Origin of the sequence: Psychrobacter sp. ANT_H3 (genome assembly GCF_027919975.1) — a bacterium.
GTDB classification, from domain to species: domain Bacteria; phylum Pseudomonadota; class Gammaproteobacteria; order Pseudomonadales; family Moraxellaceae; genus Psychrobacter; species Psychrobacter maritimus.
This window is the reverse complement of the sequence record NZ_JAQISM010000007.1, coordinates 123,583-146,405: the sequence shown is the minus strand read 5'-3', so window position 1 is coordinate 146,405 and position 22,823 is coordinate 123,583. Positions and strand designations below refer to the sequence as shown.

The 22,823-nt window shown below is 42.7% G+C and carries 20 protein-coding genes; 7 read left to right on the top strand and 13 right to left on the bottom strand.

The genetic code is table 11. From position 1 onward, the window contains the following. Positions 1-85: 85 nt before the first annotated feature. The 3 genes from tilS to ppx form a co-directional block, all read right to left on the bottom strand. Positions 86-1,681 (bottom strand): tRNA lysidine(34) synthetase TilS, encoded by a 1,596-nt coding sequence (gene tilS, locus PG901_RS05575; RefSeq protein ID WP_271133807.1) that lies wholly within the window; start codon positions 1,679-1,681, stop codon positions 86-88. A gap of 206 nt (positions 1,682-1,887) precedes the next feature. Beyond that, positions 1,888-2,691 carry an acetyl-CoA carboxylase carboxyltransferase subunit alpha gene (locus tag PG901_RS05570; RefSeq protein ID WP_201564458.1) on the bottom strand — a complete coding sequence of 268 codons (804 nt, stop codon included), beginning with the start codon at positions 2,689-2,691 and terminating at the stop codon, positions 1,888-1,890. 314 nt (positions 2,692-3,005) lie between these two features. Continuing rightward, entirely contained in the window at positions 3,006-4,541 is a 1,536-nt protein-coding gene (gene ppx / locus PG901_RS05565; protein WP_271133806.1) for an exopolyphosphatase, read from the bottom strand. Between the two features lie 511 nt (positions 4,542-5,052). Here ppx and PG901_RS05560 point away from each other — a divergent pair. Beyond that, on the top strand, positions 5,053-5,457 hold the full coding sequence (locus PG901_RS05560; protein ID WP_271133805.1) for a DUF962 domain-containing protein: 405 nt from the start codon (positions 5,053-5,055) through the stop codon (positions 5,455-5,457). Positions 5,458-5,593: 136 nt separating this feature from the next. Here PG901_RS05560 and hemL read toward each other — a convergent pair whose 3' ends face one another. Both hemL and PG901_RS05550 read right to left on the bottom strand, forming a co-directional pair. After that, complete coding sequence (hemL, locus tag PG901_RS05555; RefSeq protein WP_271133804.1) at positions 5,594-6,895, bottom strand: glutamate-1-semialdehyde 2,1-aminomutase; 1,302 nt, start codon at positions 6,893-6,895, stop codon at positions 5,594-5,596. A 61-nt stretch (positions 6,896-6,956) separates the two neighbouring features. Beyond that, on the bottom strand, positions 6,957-7,310 hold the full coding sequence (locus PG901_RS05550) for a zinc ribbon domain-containing protein YjdM (protein WP_149490437.1): 354 nt from the start codon (positions 7,308-7,310) through the stop codon (positions 6,957-6,959). Between the two features lie 334 nt (positions 7,311-7,644). On the opposite strand from PG901_RS05550, the gene ygfZ reads away from it, so the two are divergent. Continuing rightward, on the top strand, positions 7,645-8,418 hold the full coding sequence (ygfZ, locus tag PG901_RS05545) for a CAF17-like 4Fe-4S cluster assembly/insertion protein YgfZ (protein WP_271133803.1): 774 nt from the start codon (positions 7,645-7,647) through the stop codon (positions 8,416-8,418). Positions 8,419-8,491: 73 nt separating this feature from the next. Beyond that, on the top strand, positions 8,492-9,817 hold the full coding sequence (locus tag PG901_RS05540) for a D-amino acid dehydrogenase (protein WP_271133802.1): 1,326 nt from the start codon (positions 8,492-8,494) through the stop codon (positions 9,815-9,817). 72 nt (positions 9,818-9,889) lie between these two features. On the opposite strand, the gene PG901_RS05535 is transcribed toward PG901_RS05540, so the two are convergent. Continuing rightward, positions 9,890-12,115 carry a molybdopterin oxidoreductase family protein gene (locus tag PG901_RS05535; protein WP_271133801.1) on the bottom strand — a complete coding sequence of 742 codons (2,226 nt, stop codon included), beginning with the start codon at positions 12,113-12,115 and terminating at the stop codon, positions 9,890-9,892. 136 nt (positions 12,116-12,251) lie between these two features. Further along, the gene (locus tag PG901_RS05530; RefSeq protein WP_271133800.1) at positions 12,252-12,941 is read right to left on the bottom strand and encodes a TetR/AcrR family transcriptional regulator; all 690 of its coding nucleotides are present in this window, start codon (positions 12,939-12,941) and stop codon (positions 12,252-12,254) included. 445 nt (positions 12,942-13,386) lie between these two features. Here PG901_RS05530 and PG901_RS05525 point away from each other — a divergent pair, with 445 nt between their 5' ends. From PG901_RS05525 to PG901_RS05515, 3 genes are all read left to right on the top strand, one after another. Next, entirely contained in the window at positions 13,387-13,590 is a 204-nt protein-coding gene (locus PG901_RS05525; protein ID WP_201564442.1) for a CsbD family protein, read from the top strand. Between the two features lie 1,021 nt (positions 13,591-14,611). Further along, positions 14,612-15,289, top strand: a complete 678-nt coding sequence (locus tag PG901_RS05520; RefSeq protein WP_201624447.1) for a hypothetical protein — start codon at positions 14,612-14,614, stop codon at positions 15,287-15,289. Between the two features lie 263 nt (positions 15,290-15,552). Further along, positions 15,553-15,924 carry a hypothetical protein gene (locus PG901_RS05515; protein WP_201564438.1) on the top strand — a complete coding sequence of 124 codons (372 nt, stop codon included), beginning with the start codon at positions 15,553-15,555 and terminating at the stop codon, positions 15,922-15,924. 9 nt (positions 15,925-15,933) lie between these two features. On the opposite strand, the gene PG901_RS05510 is transcribed toward PG901_RS05515, so the two are convergent. Then, positions 15,934-16,245, bottom strand: coding sequence for a Nif3-like dinuclear metal center hexameric protein (locus PG901_RS05510; protein WP_271133799.1), 312 nt, complete (start codon positions 16,243-16,245; stop codon positions 15,934-15,936). A gap of 52 nt (positions 16,246-16,297) precedes the next feature. Continuing rightward, on the bottom strand, positions 16,298-16,954 hold the full coding sequence (locus PG901_RS05505; RefSeq protein WP_271133798.1) for a DNA-3-methyladenine glycosylase: 657 nt from the start codon (positions 16,952-16,954) through the stop codon (positions 16,298-16,300). Between the two features lie 212 nt (positions 16,955-17,166). On the opposite strand from PG901_RS05505, the gene PG901_RS05500 reads away from it, so the two are divergent. Continuing rightward, positions 17,167-17,619 (top strand): hypothetical protein, encoded by a 453-nt coding sequence (locus PG901_RS05500; protein ID WP_271133797.1) that lies wholly within the window; start codon positions 17,167-17,169, stop codon positions 17,617-17,619. A 104-nt stretch (positions 17,620-17,723) separates the two neighbouring features. On the opposite strand, the gene purC is transcribed toward PG901_RS05500, so the two are convergent. The 4 genes from purC to PG901_RS05480 form a co-directional block, all read right to left on the bottom strand. After that, a complete protein-coding gene (gene purC / locus PG901_RS05495; RefSeq protein ID WP_271133796.1) occupies positions 17,724-18,437 on the bottom strand; it encodes a phosphoribosylaminoimidazolesuccinocarboxamide synthase in 714 nt (237 codons plus the stop codon). A gap of 135 nt (positions 18,438-18,572) precedes the next feature. Next, positions 18,573-18,893: a hypothetical protein gene (locus PG901_RS05490; protein ID WP_201618962.1), complete on the bottom strand. Its 321-nt coding sequence runs from the start codon at positions 18,891-18,893 to the stop codon at positions 18,573-18,575. A 123-nt stretch (positions 18,894-19,016) separates the two neighbouring features. Further along, positions 19,017-19,922 carry a 4-hydroxy-tetrahydrodipicolinate synthase gene (gene dapA / locus PG901_RS05485; RefSeq protein WP_271133795.1) on the bottom strand — a complete coding sequence of 302 codons (906 nt, stop codon included), beginning with the start codon at positions 19,920-19,922 and terminating at the stop codon, positions 19,017-19,019. 600 nt (positions 19,923-20,522) lie between these two features. Further along, positions 20,523-21,977, bottom strand: coding sequence for a Do family serine endopeptidase (locus PG901_RS05480; RefSeq protein WP_442966853.1), 1,455 nt, complete (start codon positions 21,975-21,977; stop codon positions 20,523-20,525). Positions 21,978-22,823 lie beyond the last annotated feature (846 nt).

Sequence of the window (22,823 nt, the reverse complement as noted above, 5' to 3'; positions counted from 1 at the left end):
CTGGCGTCGTTTGATAAATTCAAAGGCTCAGTAATGGCGTTGCTGTTTAAGTAATCATCACTATAGAACGTCGCATATTTATTATTTAACAGGTTTTATGCAGAGTTAAATAGCTGTTGATAAATGCGTCAAGCTGTTTTACATCTACATTAATATTCGCCTGCTCAGCATTCAACACCCAGCTTTCAAAAGGTGATAATAATAAAATAGGCAATACTATCGGATGCTCATTTTCCAAAAGCCCATTTTCATTGTTTTTTTCATTTATAAAAGCCACGCTAACTACTACCAAGCTCTCACGCAGCCATGATGGAATGCCCAAAGTTTGATAGAGCTTTTTGCCCGCTTGTAGACGTGATGCTAATGCGGTTTGCACACGCTGATTGCGATCTAATGGCGCAAACGTTACCTTCACCTTATATTCATAGCTTTCTAATAGCGGCGTTACTTCATTTGGTAGAATCTGTAATTGCCAAGCAAATTTATCATCATTACGTAAATTAATTAGAACGGGTTGTCTTCCAGTTGCATGAACATCAGCCCCAATAGGATTAGATTCAGTAAAATTAAATAAGGTTTGCGTCTGCTCGGTAAGCGGCAACTCAAGCCATTTGAGCCAGTCGCTGCTGAGACGAAAAAGCTGCTGACGATAGCGGCGAATGGTATAAGACGCTTTGCGACCTTGCCAAAACAGCGCCGTTTGATGGTCATTATTATCACGTTGGCTTAGACTTAAGACATCATCGACGAGCTGTTTGGCAGGCGGTAACGGTTCATCTTGACCAAGCCAATAATGCAATAATTGCCGCTGACGATAAATCGGTAGTTTTTGCAATTTATCTATATTTAGCGCGCGCTGGGCAGGTGGTAATTGTAATGATGCAATCTCTATCTGTTGCAAATCCTCGCCTGCTTGGGCATTGATTATTAATTGCGCATCACTTAATAACTGCGCGCTACGAGCAATATTATCAATAACGTTGGAGTTATAGCTCGCCAATATCGGCATAATATCTCGACGTAGGCCGCTACGGACATTATCACCAGTGTCATTGGTTGGGTCATCGATATAAGGCAGATTTAAACGCTGGGCATAGGCGCTGATATTGGCGCGTTTGATAGTCAGCCACGGTCGCCATAACGCTATACGATGCGCACCCTGCGTTTGAATGCGCCACGGCTGCATAGCCGATAAACCATTTACCCCGGCGCCTTGAATCAGGCGCATTAAAACCGTTTCCGCTTGGTCATCGGCATGATGGGCTAATAGTAATACATCATCTTGATTAAGTTGCGCGCGCATCACATCATAGCGTGCTTGGCGTGCGGCTTGTTCATCATGACCGTCCACTTGGGCCCGTAAAATCCGACAAGCTATCTTTTGCACCTTGGCCCACTGAGCCACATGCGCTGACCACGCGCCACTATCTGCTTGTAGACCATGATTGACATGCAGTAATTGGGGTAAAAATGGCAATTTACCTTGCTGATAAAGCTGTACGCAAAGTGCTGCCAGCGCCAACGAATCACGCCCACCACTACAGGCCAGCCAAAGTCGGCGACCATGTAGTTGTTCACCATATTCAGCCAGACTGCTTAATAACGCTTCTGCTAAAGCATCATCATCAGGCAGGGTGGCTATCGGCTCAATAGGATGGGAAAGGATTGCACTATTAGTCATTACTAACCTTATTAATCTTAAACTTATTAACAATCAAGCCATCATAAAGCCGATGATTGATTATCATATAAATAAGCTTGTGCATAAATTAACAGCCACAAAAAAACGCGCCAAAAATGACACGTTTTTATTTTAACATTAAGCGTAAACTGATATCGTTAAAAGCCAAGTTTAAGTAACCTAGCAATATACTTTCATATAAATGCTTAGCAAGGCAACATCACTTCTGAGTTAAAGGATTTCAACTTCTCATAACGCAGCTCGCAGCGCTCATGCGCATCCATATCTTTAATCTCATTCAATTGCTCAACGATTAATGCTTTTAGCGCCGTCATGACTGGCTGCGGCTGAATATGGGCGCCCTCACCTTCGTCGATAACCGCATCAATTAAGCCCATTTGATAGAGATTAATGGCATTTAATTTTAATGCTTCACTGGCATCCTGTGCTTTTTCAGCGGTTTTCCACAGGATAGACGCACAGCCCTCAGGAGAAATAACAGAATAAATACTGTTTTGCAGCATATTTACCTTATCGCCAACGCCTATTGCCAATGCGCCGCCTGAGCCACCTTCACCGATAATGGTGACGATGATAGGCACTTTCAGGCTAGAAAACACGGCGATACTTTCGGCGATGGCTTGCGCTTGCCCGCGCTCTTCAGCACCGATACCGGGGTAAGCGCCTTGGGTATCGACAAAGGTCATCACCGGAATGTTAAAACGCTCAGCCATTTTCACCAAACGAATAACCTTACGATAACCTTCGGGATTGGCCATACCAAAATTATGGGCGATACGCTCGCGCGTACTACGACCACGATGCTGACCAATCACCATCACAGGCTGGCCGTCCAGGCGCGCAAGACCGCCAAGGATAGCCTTGTCATCCGCATAAGCACGGTCGCCATGCAACTCATCAAATTCGGTAAACAGCTGATTCACATAGTCCATAAACAATGGACGTTTGGCATGCCGCGCAAGCTGAACGCTATCCCAGACGGTACTCATAGACGCTTCCCTTTCGTAATTCTATATAATGTAGTGATGTTTAATAATGGCGCTGTTAAACGACAATGTTAGATGACAAAGCTAAATAACAGGATTGTCGACGTTATCGGCTTTTGGACAATCGATTATCAAAGTACAGTTGTAAACTCAATAGAAGCTATAGTAGCACATCTTAAATAGCATGACATTACTGACAACGCCGCTTTTGTTACGTTAATCTGTAGGGCAATTATTACAATAGTAACGGCTTAGCGTTAAACATCAATGTTAAAAATCAGTGTCAAAAGCCAGTATCAAGAATCAGCGTTGATGCCTCAATCACACTCGGCCTCAACCACGCTCAGTTTCACGCCCCATTTAGCGAATTGCTCAACCTCAGTATGCAAGTCTGATAATAAGAAAGCATAGTGCTCACTACTCTCACCAACTGTGATTTGCCAGCGATTATCATCAATCACTTTCAGCTCTAATTCTGGTAACTCATGATCGCTGCGACTATGGTGCGCCAGTACTGCTAAGCGTAACAGCAAACACAGATAAACGAGCGAATCGCCGCCGATGGTACACGCCTGCTCTAGCATATCCGCTTTAAGCTTACGGCGATGATTGAGCATCAACTGCGCCATACGCTTTTGATCCACTTGCGAAAACCCTGGAATATCAGAGTATTCAATCAAGTAGGCGCTGTGTTTATGGTAGCTGCTATGGGCTATCGCCAAGCCTATTTCGTGTAAGGACGCCGCCCGTCTGAGCAAATCGCCATCTTCGCTATTGAGTGCAAGCTTGGCTTTGACTTGTTCAAATAAATTAAGGCTGGTTTTAACCACTTGTTTGGCTTGTTTTTTATCGCCTGAATAGCGCTTTATCAGTGCCAAGACACTGCGGTCACGCACGTCTTCACTTGCAAAGCGGCCGAGCATATCGTACATGACGCCTTCGCGTAGCGCACCATCTGAGTACACCATGGTTTCGATGCCGAGCACCTTCATGATGGCTCGCAATACCGCAACGCCCGCTGGGAATACCGCTTTACGATGCTCCTTGACGCCTTCTAGCTCAATGTCATCGACGTTGCCAATTTTAAGCAATAATTTCTCTAACTTTTTAACACCTTTATAAGTGATGCGTTCTTGCTCGTCTGCCCAACCTTTTGAGACAAGGACGTTGCGCACCGCTTTAATCGTGCCACTTGAGCCAACGACACTACTCCAGCCGACTTTTTGGTAACGGCCATTAATCGCTAGCACCTCTTTACGCGCCGCTGAGATGGCATTATTAAAGGCGTCTTTGGTAATCAAGCCGTCCGCAAAATACTTCTGGGTAAAGGCGACACAGCCCATCTGTAAGCTTTCGGTCAATAACGGATCGAACTCTTGCCCAATGATAAACTCTGTCGAACCACCACCAATATCAATGACCAAGCGTTTGTCACTACTGGCATTGGTGTGCGAGACGCCCAAATAAATCAAACGCGCCTCTTCACGTCCAGCGATAATCTCAATCGGTTTGGGCAAAATTTTATTGGCACGGCTGATAAAGTCATTGGCGTTTTTGGCTTGGCGTAAGGCGTTGGTCGCGACGACGCGGATACGCTCAGGTGGCACCGAATCTAAACGCGCAACAAAGCGGCTTAAACATTCAAGACCGCGCTTTTCAGCCGCAGCGCCCAAGATATTATTCTCATCGAGTCCGGCAGCAAGCTGCACCTTTTCAGACATAGACACCACTTTTCGCACCTCACCATGGTCGAGGCGTGCAATGGCTAAATGAAAACTGTTGGAGCCAATATCAATGGCTGCCATCATTTCATCATCAGCAAGTGGTGGGTTTTTCAGGTAGTCTTTGGGCATAAGCGAGATCGTTACCGTGTCAGATAAAAAGATATTTAAGAGCGCCAAGGCTTTTAAAATAAAGAATACATGGAATGGAACTTAAGTTTTTTATATAAGGGTTTTTATATAAGGTTTTCTTATATAAACCAGAGCTTTTATAATAAGGCTTTTGTATATTGAAACTATTATTATGCGGATTATAGCAAGTTTTGCCATTAAAACATTTATGCAAAACACTGGCAAGTAAGACGCTAGCACTACTACCTACGGATTAAACCGAAAATAAACACTCTTTAACCTTAAAAAACAGCGACCACTTCTCATGCTTTTTTAACATAGCCTATTTAACAATATGGGCTTGCTACCGCCGTAATTCTCTATATTATAATAGAGAACAAGCACTTACTTATGGCGATAAGTGTTCGATAGATATAATTCGATATATATAATAAGCACCCATTTTTACCATTAAAGCCCATCATGGAATGATGAAGCTCAATCAATAACAACCTGCAAGGAAGCAGAAATCATGAATCAAACAACCGCCCAAGCCGCAAAAACCAACGCTCCTGCTGGCACGGAAAAAACCAGTCATAGCAGCCTTATCCATATAAAACGTCCAGCTAAGCTGAAATTTTACGATTTTTATTTAAATGAACATCAAAATATCGCTTGCCGCCGTTTGCATTTCGCCGGTAGTAGCTTTGGACTTTTAGGATTGGCAAAGTCTGTTAAGAACCGCTCGGCAAAGCCACTACTGAAAGGTATTGCGGCAGGATATGCCTGCGCGTGGGTTGGGCATTTTTTCTTTGAGAAGAACAAACCGGCCTCTTTTAAATTCCCTCTACAAAGCTTTGCCAGCGACTTTCGTATGTATAGCGATGTATTACGCGGCAGACTCAGCTTAAAAGACCGTAAGTTTGATAAAATTTAATTGGCATAATTCAATAGGCTCAATTTAATTGGTTTAATTTAACAAACACGAAAAAGCCAGCATAATAAATCATGCTGGCTTTTTATTTTTACCATTAAGAGCCAAATACTCTTAATGTAGTCCAATAGTTTTCAAACTAAGCTTTTGCCATTTCAGCAAAAATCTCGTCAGCGGCTTTAATAGACGCTTCAATGTCTGCATCACTATGCTTGATTGACATAAAGCCCGCTTCATAAGCAGATGGCGCGAGATAAATACCGCGGTCGAGCATGCCATGGAAGAAGGTATTAAACACGTTCATATCGCATTCGGTCACTTCATCGAAGTTTTGCGGTACGTTTGTTGCCTTGTCTTTAACAAAGAACATACCAAACATGCCGCCCAGTTTATTGGTACGCAAGTTAATACCATGCTTATCCGCAGCAGCTTGGAAGCCATCAACGAGCTGATCTACTTTCGCTGATAATTCCGCATAAAAACCATCGACGGTTAAGTCTTCAAACATCGCAATACCGGCGCGCATTGCCAGTGGGTTACCTGATAACGTACCCGCTTGATAGACGCCTCCAAGTGGCGCGATGCAAGACATCACTTCTTTTTTACCACCGAAAGCACCGACTGGTAAGCCGGCACCGATGATTTTACCAAAGCAGGTTAAATCAGGGTCAATGCCAAAATGCGCTTGCGCGCCGCCAAGTCCGACACGAAAACCAGTCATCACTTCATCAAAAATCAATACCGCGCCATTGGCGGTACATTCTGCGCGCAAAGTATCATGGAATTCTTGGGTTGGAATGACCATATTCATGTTGCCGGCGATTGGTTCCACAATCACGCAAGCAATCTCACTACCCCATTTCTCAAAGCAGTCTTTAATCGCTTGCGGGTCATTATAAGGAATGGTAATCGTATGCTTAGCAAAATCGGCTGGCACGCCTTTTGATGTTGGTTCGCCAATATCCAGCATGCCTGAGCCCGCTTTTACCAGTAAGCTGTCTGAATGCCCATGGTAGCAACCTTCAAACTTAACGATTTTATCACGCTCAGTAAAGCCGCGCGCCAAACGAATCGCGCTCATGGTCGCTTCTGTACCTGAGCTTGTCATTCGAATCATCTCAACACTTGGGACGATTTCGCAAATCTTATCAGCAACGGTGGTTTCAAATGGCGTTGGTGTACCAAAGCTCAAACCATCATCAGCGGCTTTTTTAACCGCATCAATGACTTTTGGATGCGCATGACCCAAAATCATCGGGCCCCAAGAGCCGACATAATCGATATAAGCATTGTCTTCGGTATCATAGATTTTGCTGCCGTTAGCACGGTGCATAAAGATAGGCGTACCACCGACACCGGCAAAGGCGCGAACCGGTGAGTTTACGCCACCAGGGATATGCTTACGTGCTTGCGCAAATAGTTGTTCATTTTTAGTGCTCATAATTATTCTCTACTTATTCATTCAGTCTTATTTTATTAACAATTACTTAATTAGCAACAACTTAGGCTTTTTTAACCACTGATGATTTCAGCTTCATTGGTCCATAACCATCCAGTTTACAGTCGATATCATGACCATCAGACGCATCTGGCAATAGGCGGATACCTTTTGCTCTCGTACCGACTTTAATAATGGTTGATGAACCTTTGACCTTTAAGTCTTTAATCACGGTGACGGTATCGCCATCTTGCAGCTCATTACCGACCGCATCACGAATGACCGCATCTTGCTCTTCAGCTTGCGCCGCATCGGTTTCAGCCGCGGTCCACTCATGCGCACACATCGGACATACCAGTAACGCACCATCTTCGTACGTATATTCAGCATCGCATTTTGGGCAATTGGGTAAGCTCATAATTTCCTCGTCAGCCGTGATAAATTGGGTGTATTCTAGAGCTAACATTGTACCGTAACTCGCCAGCTTTAACCAATCGCTTCGGCTGTGAATACTGTGCTGTGCTCCATTGTCATATTTGCTTATGCGGTAAAGCGGACGTTTTTTATCATGTGGTTTTTTATGGTACTCTGCTTTAACCAAATTTGGTTTGATAGCCACTTGTCTTTAGATGGTGAAAACCTCAAACACTACTTTAAGTATTATTTTAACAACTACGTGAACAACCACTTTAATAACTCAGTATTAACCCTAATATCTGAGGCTATAGCGACTGATAAATAGGACAACAATAATGACTCAATCAAGCTTATCGACACTCTCATCAGCATTGCCACAATTTGCTCAATTAACGATTCAAGGTGAAGATGCGGAAAAATTCTTACAAGGGCAACTGACCTCTGATGTCACCAAGCTCGGACTTAGCTATCAAGCAACGGCGCTTAGCAATTTAAAAGGTCGTATCGATTTTGGGCTATGGATTAAAAAACAAGAAGAAAAGCATTTTGACGTGGTTATCAGCGCCGATTGTGCTGAGGCTTTTCAAGCGCATTTAAAAAAATTCGGTGCCTTTTCAAAGTTTGATACCAGTGTGCCAACGCCCATTTATCCTTGCATGGTTGCCGATGAGCCGACCTTTAGCCATAAAGAGGAACATAATACGCCAGCAGACACCCAAGCGTGGATGCAAGCAAGTCTAGCCATTGGTAACTATTGGATAGTTGCTGCAACACAAGGTTTATTTCAGCCACAAGAGCTGCGTCTGCATCAGCGCGGCGGTATGGACTACGATAAAGGCTGTTACTTGGGTCAAGAAGTCATCGCCCGTATTTACTTTAAAGCGGCACCAAAAGCGTTTTTACATTATGTCAGCGGCACAGGTGATGTTCCAGCAGCAGGTGATAAGTTAGAGAAAATTCAGGTAGTTAATGCGCTTGCCGATGACGATATTAATAGTAATGGTTTCAAAGCATTGGTTGTTGCCCGCCCTGAGCATTTAGCAGACAGCGAGCTTACGATATTAGACTTACCACCAGCACTGCAAGCGGATGTCGCCCGTCAAAAATAACGCGGAATAATCGATAGTATGAAGCAGTAAGCATCTTTTAAAATCCTTTAGTATAAACGCAGCAGAGCAATCTATGACCCATATTGCGGTACTCGGAGCAGGCGTGGTGGGCGTGACCACCGCATGGTATCTTCGCCAAGCAGGCTACGATGTGACCGTGATTGAGCGTGAGCCAGCCGCCGGTATGCAGACCTCATTTGCCAATGGTGGGCAGATATCAGTCTCGCACGCGACGCCTTGGGCCAATCCTGCGGCTCCTATGAAAGCGCTTAAATGGCTATTTAAGGAAGATGCGCCGCTGCTCTACCGCTTGCGTGCTGATAAAGCGCAATTGAAATGGGCGATGCAGTTTTTACAAGAATGCCGCGCAGATAAAGCTGATGCCAATTTGGTACAAATGGTACGTTTGGGCTTGTATTCGCGAGATACTTTGCAAAAGCTGCGTGCTGATATCGGTATCGATTACGAGCAGCAAACGCGCGGTATTATGCATTTTTATACCAACCAAGCTGAATTTGATGCCGCCATTGCGCCAACCGCACGTATGCAAGAGCTCGGCTGTGAGCGTCATATCATTGATATTAATAACGCGGTTAGCCTCGAGCCTGCGCTTTATCCTATTGCTCATAAACTCAAAGGCGCAACTTATACCAGCCGTGATGAATCGGGTAATGCCCATTTATTTACCCAACGTTTGGCTCAGCGCTGCATCGATGCTGGCGTGCAGTTCTTATACGATACCGACATTTTGGCGTTAAACACCGATGCCCATTCTGCTCGCCCGCATATGCATAGTATGACTATTCGACCCAAGAGCGAGAACGCGCAGACTTTTAGCGCCGACAATTATGTACTGGCACTTGGTAGCTATAGCGTATCACTCATGAAGCCACTTAATATTCACCTGCCAATTTTCCCTGCCAAAGGTTACTCGGCTACTTATGAAATCAATCCGCGTGCGCCGCATTTAGCACCTTTCGTTAGTCTCATTGATGATGAATTTAAGCTGGTCACCTCACGCCTTGGCGATAAATTACGCGTAGCAGGAACGGCAGAGTTTAACGGCTACAATTTGGATTTAAATAGCACCCGCTGTGAAGCCATCACGCGCCGTGTGCAGCAGTTATTCCCCAAAGGCATCATTGCCGATTCTGTGCAATACTGGACAGGATTGCGACCGATGACCCCTTCTAATGTGCCATTAATAGGACGCGCGCATAAGGGTCACGTCCGTCATGGTAGTCATGATGCCAATGCTAGTTTTGATAATTTATGGCTCAATACCGGTCATGGTACGCTTGGCTGGACCCATGCTTGTGGTTCGGCAAAGGCTCTCAGTCTATTAATACAGGGTGCAACGCCGCCAGTCGACTTTGATTTTGTTGGCTTAAGAACGTAAAAATAAGAAACGTAAAAAAAGGCACTTTTATAAGTGCCTTTTTATTTATATTAAAGAATTTTTAGAGCTATTTTATGCAGCGCTTCCTGATTTAATATCGGCATTAACGTCAGAATCAACGCTTGAATCGGTAATCTCCAAATTAGCCACTTCTAGCGGAATTACTTCTAATTGCACAGGTACGCCATTGACCGCTGCATTACCACTTAACTGGTCGATTAAGGTATCGTCCGTCAAATCATTGACACTGACGCCGGCATGCGCTTGCGCAATCTTTTGCTTCACGCCTTTACGCCCATGACCCCAACCATGCGGGATACTTACCACTTTTGGCATCAGCTCATCGGTTACTTCTGCGGTAATAATCACGCTACCAACGCGCGAGCTAACTTTTACGTTTTGACCGTCCTCAATACTGTATTCTTTGGCCGTTTCAGGATGCAACATAAGCGTACAGCGCGGCTTACCTTTTACCAAGCGATAGCTATTATGTAGCCACGAATTATTACTACGGACATGGCGACGACCGATGAGTAAAATTTGCTTATCGTCATAGTTCTGCATCATCTCCCTTACCCGCTCTAAATCTGCTTGATAAAAATTAACGTTGAGATGTATTTGCTTGTCTTTATGCTTTAATGCTTGCGGTAGCATCCTTTTGAGGGGCCCTAAATCAAACCCATGCGGCTTTTTCTTAAGCTTATTTAGGCTCATGCCAGCATAAGGTCCACTTCTTAACCCTTGATCAAGCATAAATTTTGGTCCTAAAATATTGACTATTCGGCGCTCAATTTTGGTTGCAAGCGCTGCTTTTTTATCTAGACGTTTTACTAATTCTAAATAGATTTGCCAATCATGTTTGGCACTTTTTTTCTTAGCAAATAATGCTTTTGAATACTTAGCGACGTTATGCACAGCGAAATTATTAAAGGTAACATCATAATGGTCACGCTCTAGCGGCGATACCGGAGGCAAAATGATATTGGCATGACGACTGGTTTCTGTCACAAAGTAATCAATCGCAACCATAAAATCCAAGTTGGCAAAAGCCGTATCTAACTTTTCACCATTAGGCGTACTTAGGACAGGATTGCCAGCGACGGTCATAAAGCCCTTTAACTGCCCCGCGCCTTCTACTAGCATCTCATCTGCCATCGCCACGACGGGATAATCGCCATTAAAATCAGGCAAGTTACTCACGCGGCTATGACGTTTACCTAAATAACCTGGGCCTGAGTTATTGACCACATCGACCGCAGGATTGGGGAACATCAGACCACCCACTTCATCCAAGCGCCCCGTGACAATATTAATGACCATTATGAGATACTGACTTAATAAGCCAAACTCTTGCACCGAGACACCCATGCGCCCATAACAGACCGAGCTTTCGGCTTCACAAAACTCTTTGACGAGTCGTTTAATCTCGCTTGCCGCAATGCCAGTAATATCAGCAACGGATTCGGCGCTATAATCTTTGGCAAAGTCTGCAATGCGCTCAATCTCTGGCGCGAGCGCCGCCGCTCTATTATTTTTAGCGCGCGCTTTGTCTGCATAACCTTGTAGATAGATTTCATTGAGCATGGCAAGTAAGAGTAAGACATCCGTCGCTGGGCGAATAAAATGATGCTCGCTCGCAATATCTGCCGTTTCGGTGCGCCTTGGATCAATCACTACTACTTTACCATCACGTGCTTTGATATCTTTTAGCTTTTGGCGCATATTCGGTGCGGTCATAATACTGCCGTTAGACGCTAGCGGATTACCGCCAATGATGAGCATATATCGGGTACGATTGACGTCAGGCACGGGGATACGCAGCATATGCCCAAACAGATGCATACTGACAATATGGTGCGGCAATTGGTCGATGGAAGTCGCAGAAAAACGACTGCGCGTCTTTATACTGCTTAATAAATGCTTAATCGTTAACATGCCGCCCAAATTATGGACATTGGGATTACCTAGATAAATACCAAAGGCGTTTTGACCATGTTTCTTTTGTACCGACTGAATACCCGCGGCCACTTTATCGAGAGCGTCAGGCCAGCTAATCTCCTTCCAACCGTTAGCCGTTCTCTCAACGGGATGACGCAACCGATCACTGTCTTCATGCAAATCTTGCAAGGCGGTCGCTTTTGGACAAATATAACCTTTGGAGAATGGGTCGTTTTTATCACCTTTAATCGATAGCACTTTTTCACCATCGTGCTGGATGACGATACCGCACATCGCTTCGCATAAATTGCAGGTTCTAAAATGTGTTTGTTCATTCGTCTTGCTTTGTTCACTAGCCATGGTCGCGCTCCCTGTTATTTTTTACTATCGCTTTCACTATATAAATTCCGTTTTATAGGTTTAATAAAGGTAGTAAATTTACTCGTCTTCAAAATATTGAGCATTAGCCAAAGTTAGACATTGATAAGCTCAATAACTAACCTTCCACTCTGTGCCTATCTTTAGCGAAAAAACTGCTAAAAAGTCCATTAAAGTTTTTGCACAACATGGCAATGGCCTGTTGCTGTGAATAGCGCTGTTGATGACAACCTAATATCAACTCATGTACTTGGGCGGCAGCGATATCAACGCAGAGATGAACGTCAAACGCCTCAAAAGAACACTCGGCTGACTGCAAACCCTGCATAAATATCTTGGTCCATTCGTCGCGTATCTCTGTGATTAGACTCTCCAAGCTTTTATTCTCTGCTTGCAAGTCAAAGCGCAGACTGTCTTCCATTAAACGTTGGAATAAAGCGATATTTTGAAAGGCCGCATCAAAAATCATGGTTAAGCAATACTGGCAACGCTGATTAAACGCCTCTTTAGACAGCATTGCATAGTCTTTAAGCATATCGACCCACGCCATACGCATCGGTGATAAATAGTTGTCTTTTAGCTGTGCGCCTAACTCCTGCTGCAATGCCTCTAAGCTATCAAAGTGATTATAAAAACTTGGTTGAGCAATACCCGCACCTTTGGCGATTTTGTTCATACTCATGCCACAAGCGCCCTCCAAGCTATACAGCCGCAAGGCACTTTTTAACAGCGCATGGCGCGTCTTTGCTTTGGCCAAATCACGCCTCGACTCTGCTTTTGTAGAACTTACTACCTTAAGTGCATTCACTGTCAATCTACCGTAGATGAATCAATCGTATAACGTATTTATTATTTCAACTATAAGGCTATAGCCATTTAAACGATAAGTCTATATTTAAATACTCAGATAGGTTTAAATACCGAAGCAAAGGATTATTAACAGTCAATCTTTACCTATCATGCTGAGAAAACGCCCTATCTCTTACACAACTATGCGGCCCATAACATAGTGGTGGCTTTTATCATAATTGAGTAACACTGCAAACATTGCCCATACAGACAAGGCGCGCTGAAATTCATATATTGGTAGCACAAGTTAGCCACTGGCTAGTTGTAGAGTACTGAAACGCAGTACTGAAAGTGTCATAAGAATCATAAATAATAATCTACATATTAAAGCGTCATACAAACTGTTGATTCAACTTTTATAACAGCTTTATCAAGACGCAATAACGAGAATAAGGAATATCACAATGAATGAACATACTCTAAAAGGTGATTGGAATCAGATGAAAGGTACAGTGAAGCAGAAGTGGGCTGACCTGACTGATGATGACTTACTACATATCGAAGGTAGCCGTGATAAGCTTGTAGGTAAAGTCCAAGAGCGTTATGGTCATAGCAAAGATGACGCTGAGCGCGAAGTTGATACATGGCGCAATGAAAACAAATATTAATTAATAATTGTTCTTATAAAACCTTGTCGTAAATACAGATCTTTATAAGTAAGTAACTAATTAAAAAAACCGCATTGATTATGATGCGGTTTTTTATTGCTCATTGATAGCTGTGTCAATATATAGAATGCTGGATCGCAGGTTTGAATAAAAAACAAACAGTGTAAAATAATTAACACCCAGACACGATAAAACCGCATAGCAATTAATTGTTATGCGGTTTTATTGTTAACGATCCTTGTTACCCATCACCACTCTCATCACTGCATCCTTGCAGGATATTGAGTACATTGTGATAGCCGGGCATCCTGCCCATTTCTTCACACTACTATTGGCATTATCTGCCTGCAACACGGGTCATGTGTCCTTATTCCAATTGCTATTATCATCCTGATGCCAGCAAATCGAACTATTATCCTTAATACGGTCAACTCAATCCTTGAGTCACATTCCCTTATGCCGTGTGTGTATAGTGTCAAATTATAAGGCTGCTGTTAAGTCGCGTAAGCGTCATTGCGTGTAAGCATATGCTTACGTCAGTTATAAAAATGACCGGTAATATCAGCCAAGTTATTGATAATAATATTATTATCGTTAAAAAGTATATTTAATGATTTTCTATAAACTATTTAAATACTAAAAGTGTTATCGATGTTTGCTAACGTTAGCAACACCTTGGTCACCTAAAGTGTCGAATGCTTACGCAAATATTTGCAAAATTTACAACTTATTAACACCAAAGACATGTATTAATGAGTTTTAAGTCTTACTATGTGTATGTAAGAAAATATTTCAAGATTAAGAGACAAATATCGATTATATAAGAGTGTTGCTCCGTAGTCTTTTGCTTCATAACCTTTATACAGTCTTTAGCTCTTTATATATAACAAGACATATAACCAGTCACTATTAGAAATTTAAGCCTGATAAATACCAGTATGACAAGTATAAGTTGGATTAAAATAAGGCTTATTAATAACAGTGCCTTACTCAGATATGCTATACCAAAGGAGATTTTATCGTGAAAATTCTACCCGCTTTCTCATTTAAGACAGCAATATCTGCCGGTCTGGCGCTGACGATGTTAGGGACGGTTGCCGGTTGTGCCGTTGTCGGTCCAGGTTACGAAGATTACCCAATATATGGCGGTAACAGCGATTATGGCAATGTTGACTATAAGCGTGTTAACCAAACCCTGCGCAATGACCTACGCCGCAAAGGCTATCAGGTTATGGATATCCGTGCTGATAACTATCGTGGCAATCGAGCCATCACTGCCATTGCTAGAAAGAACAATCAAACTTATGAGTTGAAATATACCTATCCTGATTTAAGACTCATTAGCTCAAATAAAAGAGCCTCTACTAGCATCTGGCAAGATGATAGATATGATAAAGACAGATACGACAAAAACGATTATAAGAAAGACAAATATAAAAATAATGGCAAATACAAGCAGAACAAGCATTATAAAAACGATGATATTGAAGACAGCATCAAAAGAGATTCGCGCTATCCAGCCATTAAACAACGCGCTATTAATAAGGTAAGATCGATGGGCTACCGCGTCGAAGGTATTGAGCTGGAAGAAAAGAACGGTCGCGGCGTGTTTGAGATTGAAGCCAAGCGTGGTTCGCAAGAATATGAGATTTTACTTGGCTATCCAAACTTAAATGTCATCAAGGTTGAGAAAGATTAGTATTTAAGCTGTATAAACTTTTTCAAGAAATGTTTTAAGCAGTAAATGAGATAAGCAATAAATGCATTAGCTAGAGATTTTGGCATCGTTGACTACTTGGTGCCTTTGGTCACATAAGCCAGCCCTTGGTTTATGTGACCATTTTTTATAGCATGGCTTTTGATAACATAGCTTTTGATAACATAGCTTTTGATAACATGATTTGTATGGCAAGATTTTATATAGCATCACTGCTAACGCCTTTAACATCATAAGAGGATATTATGAAAAAATTTACTTTATTAAAAACCACCGCTGCGAGTAGTACGATTGCCGCGTTATTAGCCATCACGACAGGCTGTGTCACCGCACCCGGTTACAACGCTTATGGCGACCTTTACGAGGACATTTATAAAGACACCAAGGTCTACAAGAAACACAAAAAAAACATCAAATCCATTGATAAAGAGCTTTATCAGCCTGCTATCGAGCAACGTGCGGCTAATAAAGTCAGTAGCATGGGTTACCGAGTAAAAGACGTCAAATATAAAAAAGGCGACAGTAAAATAAAAGTAAAAGCCCGACGCGGCAGTGAAGACTATAAAATCGAACTTGGCTATCCGAGCTATAACGTGATTAAAATCAAAGAAGATTGACAACAGGTGTTAAAAGTCTAACACCTCAATCACATCATAAGCAGGCGTCTCATAAGGATGCGCCTGCTTTAATGCCTCAATAACTGCCTTAATACGAGCCGTAGCAACGACCATCTCTACCCGCCATTCATCAACGGTTTCAAGTTTATCTTGCGCCCCAATATTTGGCTGACTGCCTGCCAGTGGCATAAACTGCCCTGTCCCCTGCACTTGCCAGCAGCATTGTTCATAATTGCCAATCTTGCCAGCACCCGCCGCAAATAAGGCGGATTTTACTGGCTCTAACGCCGTATCTGGAATAAAAACGGTTAATTTATACATAGATTACTTCCTTTGAGCCTATTTAGAAAAATTACTATCAGCTATAAACTTACTATTTTTTAGACAATGAAGGATGGTCGGTCCAGATATAGCGCAATAACCAATCTTTTGCCTCGCCTGCATAATCAATCCCAATCCGTGGACGCAGTGATATTGGCGGCTGACAGCCATCGTCTTCAATCCAAACTTCTGACGCAGGTGTAATGGGTTCGCCGTATAAATCACGGTCGATTTGCAAATGTTTGGTCAACTTGCCGGGACCGGCCAATTGTTTTATTTCTTTTAAAGGACTTAATGGTTTATCTACGCTCAGTAATTGCTCGTCAAGTAAGCGCTCACTATCCTCTGTGAAAAAGCCTGCCCGTATCAATACGGCTTCTGGTGACTCTGCGGGTCCACTTACTAAATTAAGCATATGATGGATACCGTAAGTCAGATAAACGTAAAACACGCCGCCTTGGCTATACATAATCTCAGTACGTGCAGTACGCGTACCGGCGTGAGCATGACAGGCGGCATCACCCTCTCCAATGTAGGCTTCGGTTTCTGAGATACGCATGCGCAGTATTCTTTGCTTGCCGTCACTATCGGTTAGCTGTCGACATAAAACCTTACCAATCAAGTCAGCCGCGACCACACAGGTTGGACGGCTAAACCATGCAGGTTCTAAAATTATAGTCTGAGTATCGGATGGCTTAGGCGCTAGCATCAATGATGACCTTTTGATTTATAACAGTATTTTTATATTAACGATATAAATTTAGCATAGAAACTCACCGAAAGACGTTAAGCGATAAACGCTATTACCTATTGCAACTGATGCTATACAGACAGTTAACTCATTCTAATAGTAATCTTGACTCTCGCTATTCAAGATTAAAAACATCCAATACTAAAATACATAATCAAAAGGATATAACAATGAGTAACTCTAATGCGAGTGATAATAAGCACAATAATAAGCAGCAGAATAACAATGAAAAGGACACGGATCAGAACACAGCGGTGAAAAATAACGACGCTGCTAATGACTCTAAAGACAACAACGCTAATAAAGATACTAATAGCAAAAACGATAAACAGAACAATCAGTCAGACAGCAAAGACAGCAAAGATGATAAAACGTCAGATAAGAATGGTAATAAAGACGATAAATCATCAGACAAAGACAACAGTAAAGATAAAGACGCTTCTGATAAGGAAGGTAAAGACAGTAAAAATAAGGACTCTAAATCTAAAGACGATAAAGAATCCTCTTTAAAAGACACTGCGACAACTAAAGCTAAAGAGGTGGTCGGCTCATTAGCTGATAAAGCCGCAGATGCGATGGAGCTGGCAGCGAAAAAAATCAAAGAAGTGCGTAAAGACAAATAATATAGCTGTCTTTAACATAACCGTTTTTAAAATGATTATCCCCATAAAAAAACTGAGCACATGGCTCAGTTTTTTATTACTTAAATATTGAAGTTTGGATATATTTAGCTTAATGGCACGCCAATACGTTTTGCCACTTCTTCATAGCCTTCAATCACGTCACCCAACGACTGACGGAAACGGTCTTTATCCAGTTTTTTCTTGGTAGCTTTGTCCCAGATACGGCAACCATCAGGCGAGAACTCATCACCTAAGACGATACGGTCATGGAATACGCCAAATTCAAGTTTAAAATCTACCAGTATCAAATCACCAGCATCAAATAAAGTTTTTAATACTTCATTTACTTGATGGCTCAGCTCTTTCATCTTCGCCAATTGTGCCTCATTAGCCCAATCAAGAGAGATAGAGATTGACTCATTGACCATCGGATCACCAAGCGCATCATCTTTATAGAACAGCTCATAAGTAGGCGGCGTCAATGCTTGCCCCTCTTCTAGACCCAGACGACGCACTAGACTACCAGCGGCAAAATTACGTACCACACATTCAACTGGAATCATATCTAAGCGCTTAACCAGCACTTCATCATCTGATAATTGCTTTTCGAAATGGGTTTCGATACCAGCATCAGCCAATTTTTGCATGATAAAGGCGTTAAAGCGGTTGTTCACCACGCCTTTACGGGCGAGCTGCTCGATACGCTTGCCATCAAGCGCTGAGGTATCGTCACGGAAATGTAAAATCAGCAGATCGTTGTCTTCTGTTTCATAAACAGATTTGGCTTTGCCTTTATACAGCAGTTCTTGCTTTTGCATGAGGGGAGTTCCTGTTCGTTCAAGCTTATGTGGTAAAAACGCGCAGCGACCGCTAAGCGCTTTATATTAAGGTGTTAAGAAAAAATGCTTAACCATAATAAAAAACCAGCGGTACAGATAGGGGTAAAAAAGGGTTTATTCTGAAACTTGGGTAACGGCAACAGCACGCTGAGGTTTTGGCAATTGATACTGCTTACCTGACTCGTTTTGCAACTTTAGCGTATTTGTGCCCGCGCTAGGGGTTGGATATAACGGCACAAATGGCGCGGTTTCTTGCTCAGCAGGTAGCTGAAGCGGCGCCAGTTTTTTGCTTTGCTGATACTCAAGACTACCGTTATCACGCTTGCCAAACACTTCTTTTGTCGCTTGGCAACCGCTCAATACCAACGTACTACCCAAAACTACCGTTAGCAGCGCCGGGAATATCTTTGCAGGGGTTGATGATACTGTCATCATATTATCTCTCTGAGTTAGCCGTTATTGCTTATTTGGTGCGTATTTGGATAATGCACTTATAGTTAAAATACTTAATAGACTCTTGCTAAGCTATAAGCGACATTTTATTGAATTGCCAAAAATCTAGAGTAAGTTGGCACGAATCAAGGCTTCATCAATCGTTGCATGGTGCTTTTCAGCCAACCATACCAATGGTAGACGAATACCTGTGTCTATCATGCCCATTCTATGTAGAGCATATTTGGCAGGGATAGGACTTGACTCGATAAATAGGTCGCGGTGTAGATGTTTTACCACGTCATGGACTTTATGAGCGGCATCAAAATCACCGCGTAAACCCGCACTAAAGGTCTCGCTCATGGCTTTTGGGGCAACGTTGGCAGTCACTGAAATATTGCCTTTACCACCCAGTTTCATCAATTCAAGGGCAGTACCATCATCACCAGATAACACCACCATTCTGTCACCGACCGCTTTGATCAATTGCTCGCCGCGAATCGTAGAACCTGTAGCATCTTTAATGGCGACAATATTATCGATATCAGCAAGGCGTTCAACCGTTTCTTGAGCAATATCAACAACGGTACGACCCGGTACGTTATAAAGCATCTGCGGTATTTTTACTGCTTCAGCGATGGCTTTATAATGCTGAAATAAGCCTTCTTGTGGCGGCTTATTATAATAAGGAGCAACCAATAGCGCACAGTCTGCACCCGCATCTGCTGCATCTTGAGTCAGCTTAATGGCTTCAGTAGTGTTATTGGCACCAGTACCTGCAATCACCGGCACGCGACCTTTGACATGCTGCACAAAATAGCGAATCACATCGCTGTGCTCTTGCATCGACAAAGTTGCTGATTCACCAGTGGTACCGACAGCAACAAGGCAATGCGTGCCCTGCTCAATCTGCCAATCTATGAGGTCTGCCAGACGTTTATAATCGACCGTGCCGTCAGGATGCATGGGCGTTACCAAGGCTACCATTGAGCCTTGTAGTCGGGTTTTGATATCGTCGTATGCTGTGCTCATAACCGTGCCTTACTGTATTATCCTAGCTTTTATTAAAGCTATCACATGATAAGTCGTGTGCAAGTGCCCTGATAAAGATAATCGTCATAAACACAAATGCATAATGATTTATGTTATTGAAAATAACGTTAAAGGTCATACCTTGCTTGATGGTGATATTCATGATTTATAATAACGTCATGAACGCTATTTTTATCTGCTGCCAATCTGATTGAGGGTTAGCCATAAAAACGCCTGTTAGTGTAGCATATTTTGGCTCTATCGCTATCAATCAATTAACCCCTAAGCTTTTTATAAAGCAAAAAATCGCCTGTCCATTGAGAGGCCAAGCGCTACTTTATTATGCCAATTTTGCAGCAAACATCGAGAGGATTTCAATGTAAGCTTGGCATTATTTGGGACTCAAGCCTAGCCTGAAAACTAAACAGTTAGTGTAGCGTAATTACGGATTACCGATAAAACCTTTTCCGATATTTTAACGAATCGTCAACACATCGATGGTCGGGCGATACAAGCAAGCCAATTATCGCCTTATTATTTATCTTAATCATCATCTATGATTCTAATAGCTCAGCTTCTCTACTCTCTACTCTATATTTTCTACTCAATCCGCAAACCGATAATACCCGGAATACCTTGACGCATCATCTCAAGCGTCACCACCCCTTTTTTGGGTAATAATGAAACGGCGCTAGAAAAATCGTTGACTGTTTTAATAGGTTTTTGATGCAAGTTAGTAATAACGTCGCCCGCCAATATGCCAGAGCGTGCTGCCAATCCTGTCGGCTCAATGGCGGTGACCAATACACCCGTCTTATTATCAGACGCCAGCTCTCTTTGCTCCTCCGGCGTTAAGTTGCGCAGCGCCAACCCTAAGCTTATGCCGTTAGTTTGCTGAGCAGAACTTTGTGATTGGATATCGTTTGAGGCGTTACTGAGCTTGCCTGTTATGATAGATTGCTTACCATCGCGCTGAATCTGGACGCGAAATGTATCATTAGGTCGGGCCCGATTAATGAGGTTTAATAAGTCTGATGCTTCTATAATTTGGATATCATTATATTTTAGAATAATGTCGCCTGATTTTAGCCCAGCCTTTTGCGCTGGCGAATCTGGTGACACACGCGTCAATAACGCCCCTTGCGGACGCGCCAAGTTATAGGCTTCAGCTAAATTACGGTCGATATCTTGGGGATAAATGCCCAAATAAGCGCGTGCGACCTCACCATTATTTTTTAGCTGCTCATAAATATCCATCGCCGCATCAATCGGGATGGAAAATGACAGCCCCATATAACCGCCTGTACCACTAAAAATACGCGAGTTAATGCCAATCACTTCGCCGCGCTGATTAAATAATGGACCACCTGAGTTACCAGGGTTCAAGGCAACGTCAGTTTGGATAAAGGGCACGCTGGTTTCACGCGAAAAATTACGGGACTTAGCACTAACAATACCCGCCGATGCCGAATAATCAAAACCAAAGGGTGACCCAATTGCCAATACCGGCTCACCTACTTTTAAAGCATTGGAATCACCGATTGGCAACGAAGGGAACTGACGACCCGTGACCTTTAATACTGCCACATCAGAGCGCTCATCACTGCCTACTAAAGTCGCATCAAGCTCGGTTCGGTCATTAAGCGTGACGCTGATTTTGTCCGCGCCCGCCACCACATGATGGTTGGTCAGCATATAACCATCAGCGGTGACAAAAAATGCCGTGCCATAAGCATGCTCAATCGCTGGCGTCGCTGCTTGATCAGGAATACGCAAACGATCGCCAAAGAATTTACGCAATAGCTCAGCGGTTTGGGCTTTAGCAAGCTCAGCCTCACTAACGGTTTTGGTGACATTTACGCGCGCCACCGCTGGGGTAACTTGCTGAACCAATCCCGAAAAATCTGCGGTGGTAACGGCAGCTTCAGCATTCGGTACGGTAGCTACATTGATACCCGCAACCATGGTAGTGGCTACGGCAAGTGCCAAGGCGCTCTGTTGTAACCAACGCGTCAAATTGCGCGTATTCGGTACTTTAGACATATTGATAGGCATATTTTTAGGCATGTTACCCTCCATATAATGGGTCTTATAGTCGTTATAAACTAATTGTTATAAACGGTTTAAATAGGACCGTTATTAAGCATAATTTTGGCGTATCTCATCAAGGTATCGTACTAATCTATTTATTCTAATAACTGTGGCTTAGCTTGCTTATTCACTAAAATCTAAAGCAATGGTCTTTATATTTTTAGATTAAAAATTTACTGAATGCTTTTATCGCAGGTTTTTATCATTAACTTTTAATAATGCAAGCTTGCAAAGTAGACTGTTTGTTAGTTTACAGTCCATTTTAGACTTATGGTATAAAACTTTCTCTTTTCTCTCATAAGGATGGTCAATGTCATTACCTACTTCTGTTTTAAAGTGAATCCACTATATGCTAGCAATGCTAAAAAATAACGCAAGCCTGCCTTATTTATAACATGCGCTTAGTAGCTGCTTTGATAAAGCTTTATGGGCAGATAGTAAAGCCGCTCAGAGCGCTCAGAAAAAAGAGCCTCGAAATACATAAAATAAAACCATGTTATGATAACAAGCCAAATAATTTACATGGCAAACAAAAGTTAATTTTTGTAGGTCATTAGGTTATCAGATTGGCTATCATCACCTTATTTTTCATCTTTTGCTTTTTTAGATTATGCTTACTAATCTGGGAAAGCTTTTGTCTTTACTGCGATATCGTATATATATCATATCTCACTTTGTTTTGAGCAATGCTATGGCTCATGCTGCCATTGACGTTATTGATTAACGTTACTGATTGATACTTTGATTTATATGCGACAGCTTATGAAGGGGAATTTTGCCACAGCTAGTGACAGCAGCGTCTATAGCCTG

Coding starts and splice junctions, on each gene's coding strand:
- tilS (WP_271133807.1), bottom strand. CDS start 1,681: ATGACTAATAGTGCAATCCTTTCCCATCCTATTGAGCCGATAGCCACC.
- PG901_RS05570 (WP_201564458.1), bottom strand. CDS start 2,691: ATGAGTACCGTCTGGGATAGCGTTCAGCTTGCGCGGCATGCCAAACGT.
- ppx (WP_271133806.1), bottom strand. CDS start 4,541: ATGCCCAAAGACTACCTGAAAAACCCACCACTTGCTGATGATGAAATG.
- PG901_RS05560 (WP_271133805.1), top strand. CDS start 5,053: ATGAATCAAACAACCGCCCAAGCCGCAAAAACCAACGCTCCTGCTGGC.
- hemL (WP_271133804.1), bottom strand. CDS start 6,895: ATGAGCACTAAAAATGAACAACTATTTGCGCAAGCACGTAAGCATATC.
- PG901_RS05550 (WP_149490437.1), bottom strand. CDS start 7,310: ATGAGCTTACCCAATTGCCCAAAATGCGATGCTGAATATACGTACGAA.
- ygfZ (WP_271133803.1), top strand. CDS start 7,645: ATGACTCAATCAAGCTTATCGACACTCTCATCAGCATTGCCACAATTT.
- PG901_RS05540 (WP_271133802.1), top strand. CDS start 8,492: ATGACCCATATTGCGGTACTCGGAGCAGGCGTGGTGGGCGTGACCACC.
- PG901_RS05535 (WP_271133801.1), bottom strand. CDS start 12,115: ATGGCTAGTGAACAAAGCAAGACGAATGAACAAACACATTTTAGAACC.
- PG901_RS05525 (WP_201564442.1), top strand. CDS start 13,387: ATGAATGAACATACTCTAAAAGGTGATTGGAATCAGATGAAAGGTACA.
- PG901_RS05515 (WP_201564438.1), top strand. CDS start 15,553: ATGAAAAAATTTACTTTATTAAAAACCACCGCTGCGAGTAGTACGATT.
- PG901_RS05510 (WP_271133799.1), bottom strand. CDS start 16,245: ATGTATAAATTAACCGTTTTTATTCCAGATACGGCGTTAGAGCCAGTA.
- PG901_RS05505 (WP_271133798.1), bottom strand. CDS start 16,954: ATGCTAGCGCCTAAGCCATCCGATACTCAGACTATAATTTTAGAACCT.
- PG901_RS05500 (WP_271133797.1), top strand. CDS start 17,167: ATGAGTAACTCTAATGCGAGTGATAATAAGCACAATAATAAGCAGCAG.
- purC (WP_271133796.1), bottom strand. CDS start 18,437: ATGCAAAAGCAAGAACTGCTGTATAAAGGCAAAGCCAAATCTGTTTAT.
- PG901_RS05490 (WP_201618962.1), bottom strand. CDS start 18,893: ATGATGACAGTATCATCAACCCCTGCAAAGATATTCCCGGCGCTGCTA.
- dapA (WP_271133795.1), bottom strand. CDS start 19,922: ATGAGCACAGCATACGACGATATCAAAACCCGACTACAAGGCTCAATG.
- PG901_RS05480 (WP_442966853.1), bottom strand. CDS start 21,977: ATGCCTATCAATATGTCTAAAGTACCGAATACGCGCAATTTGACGCGT.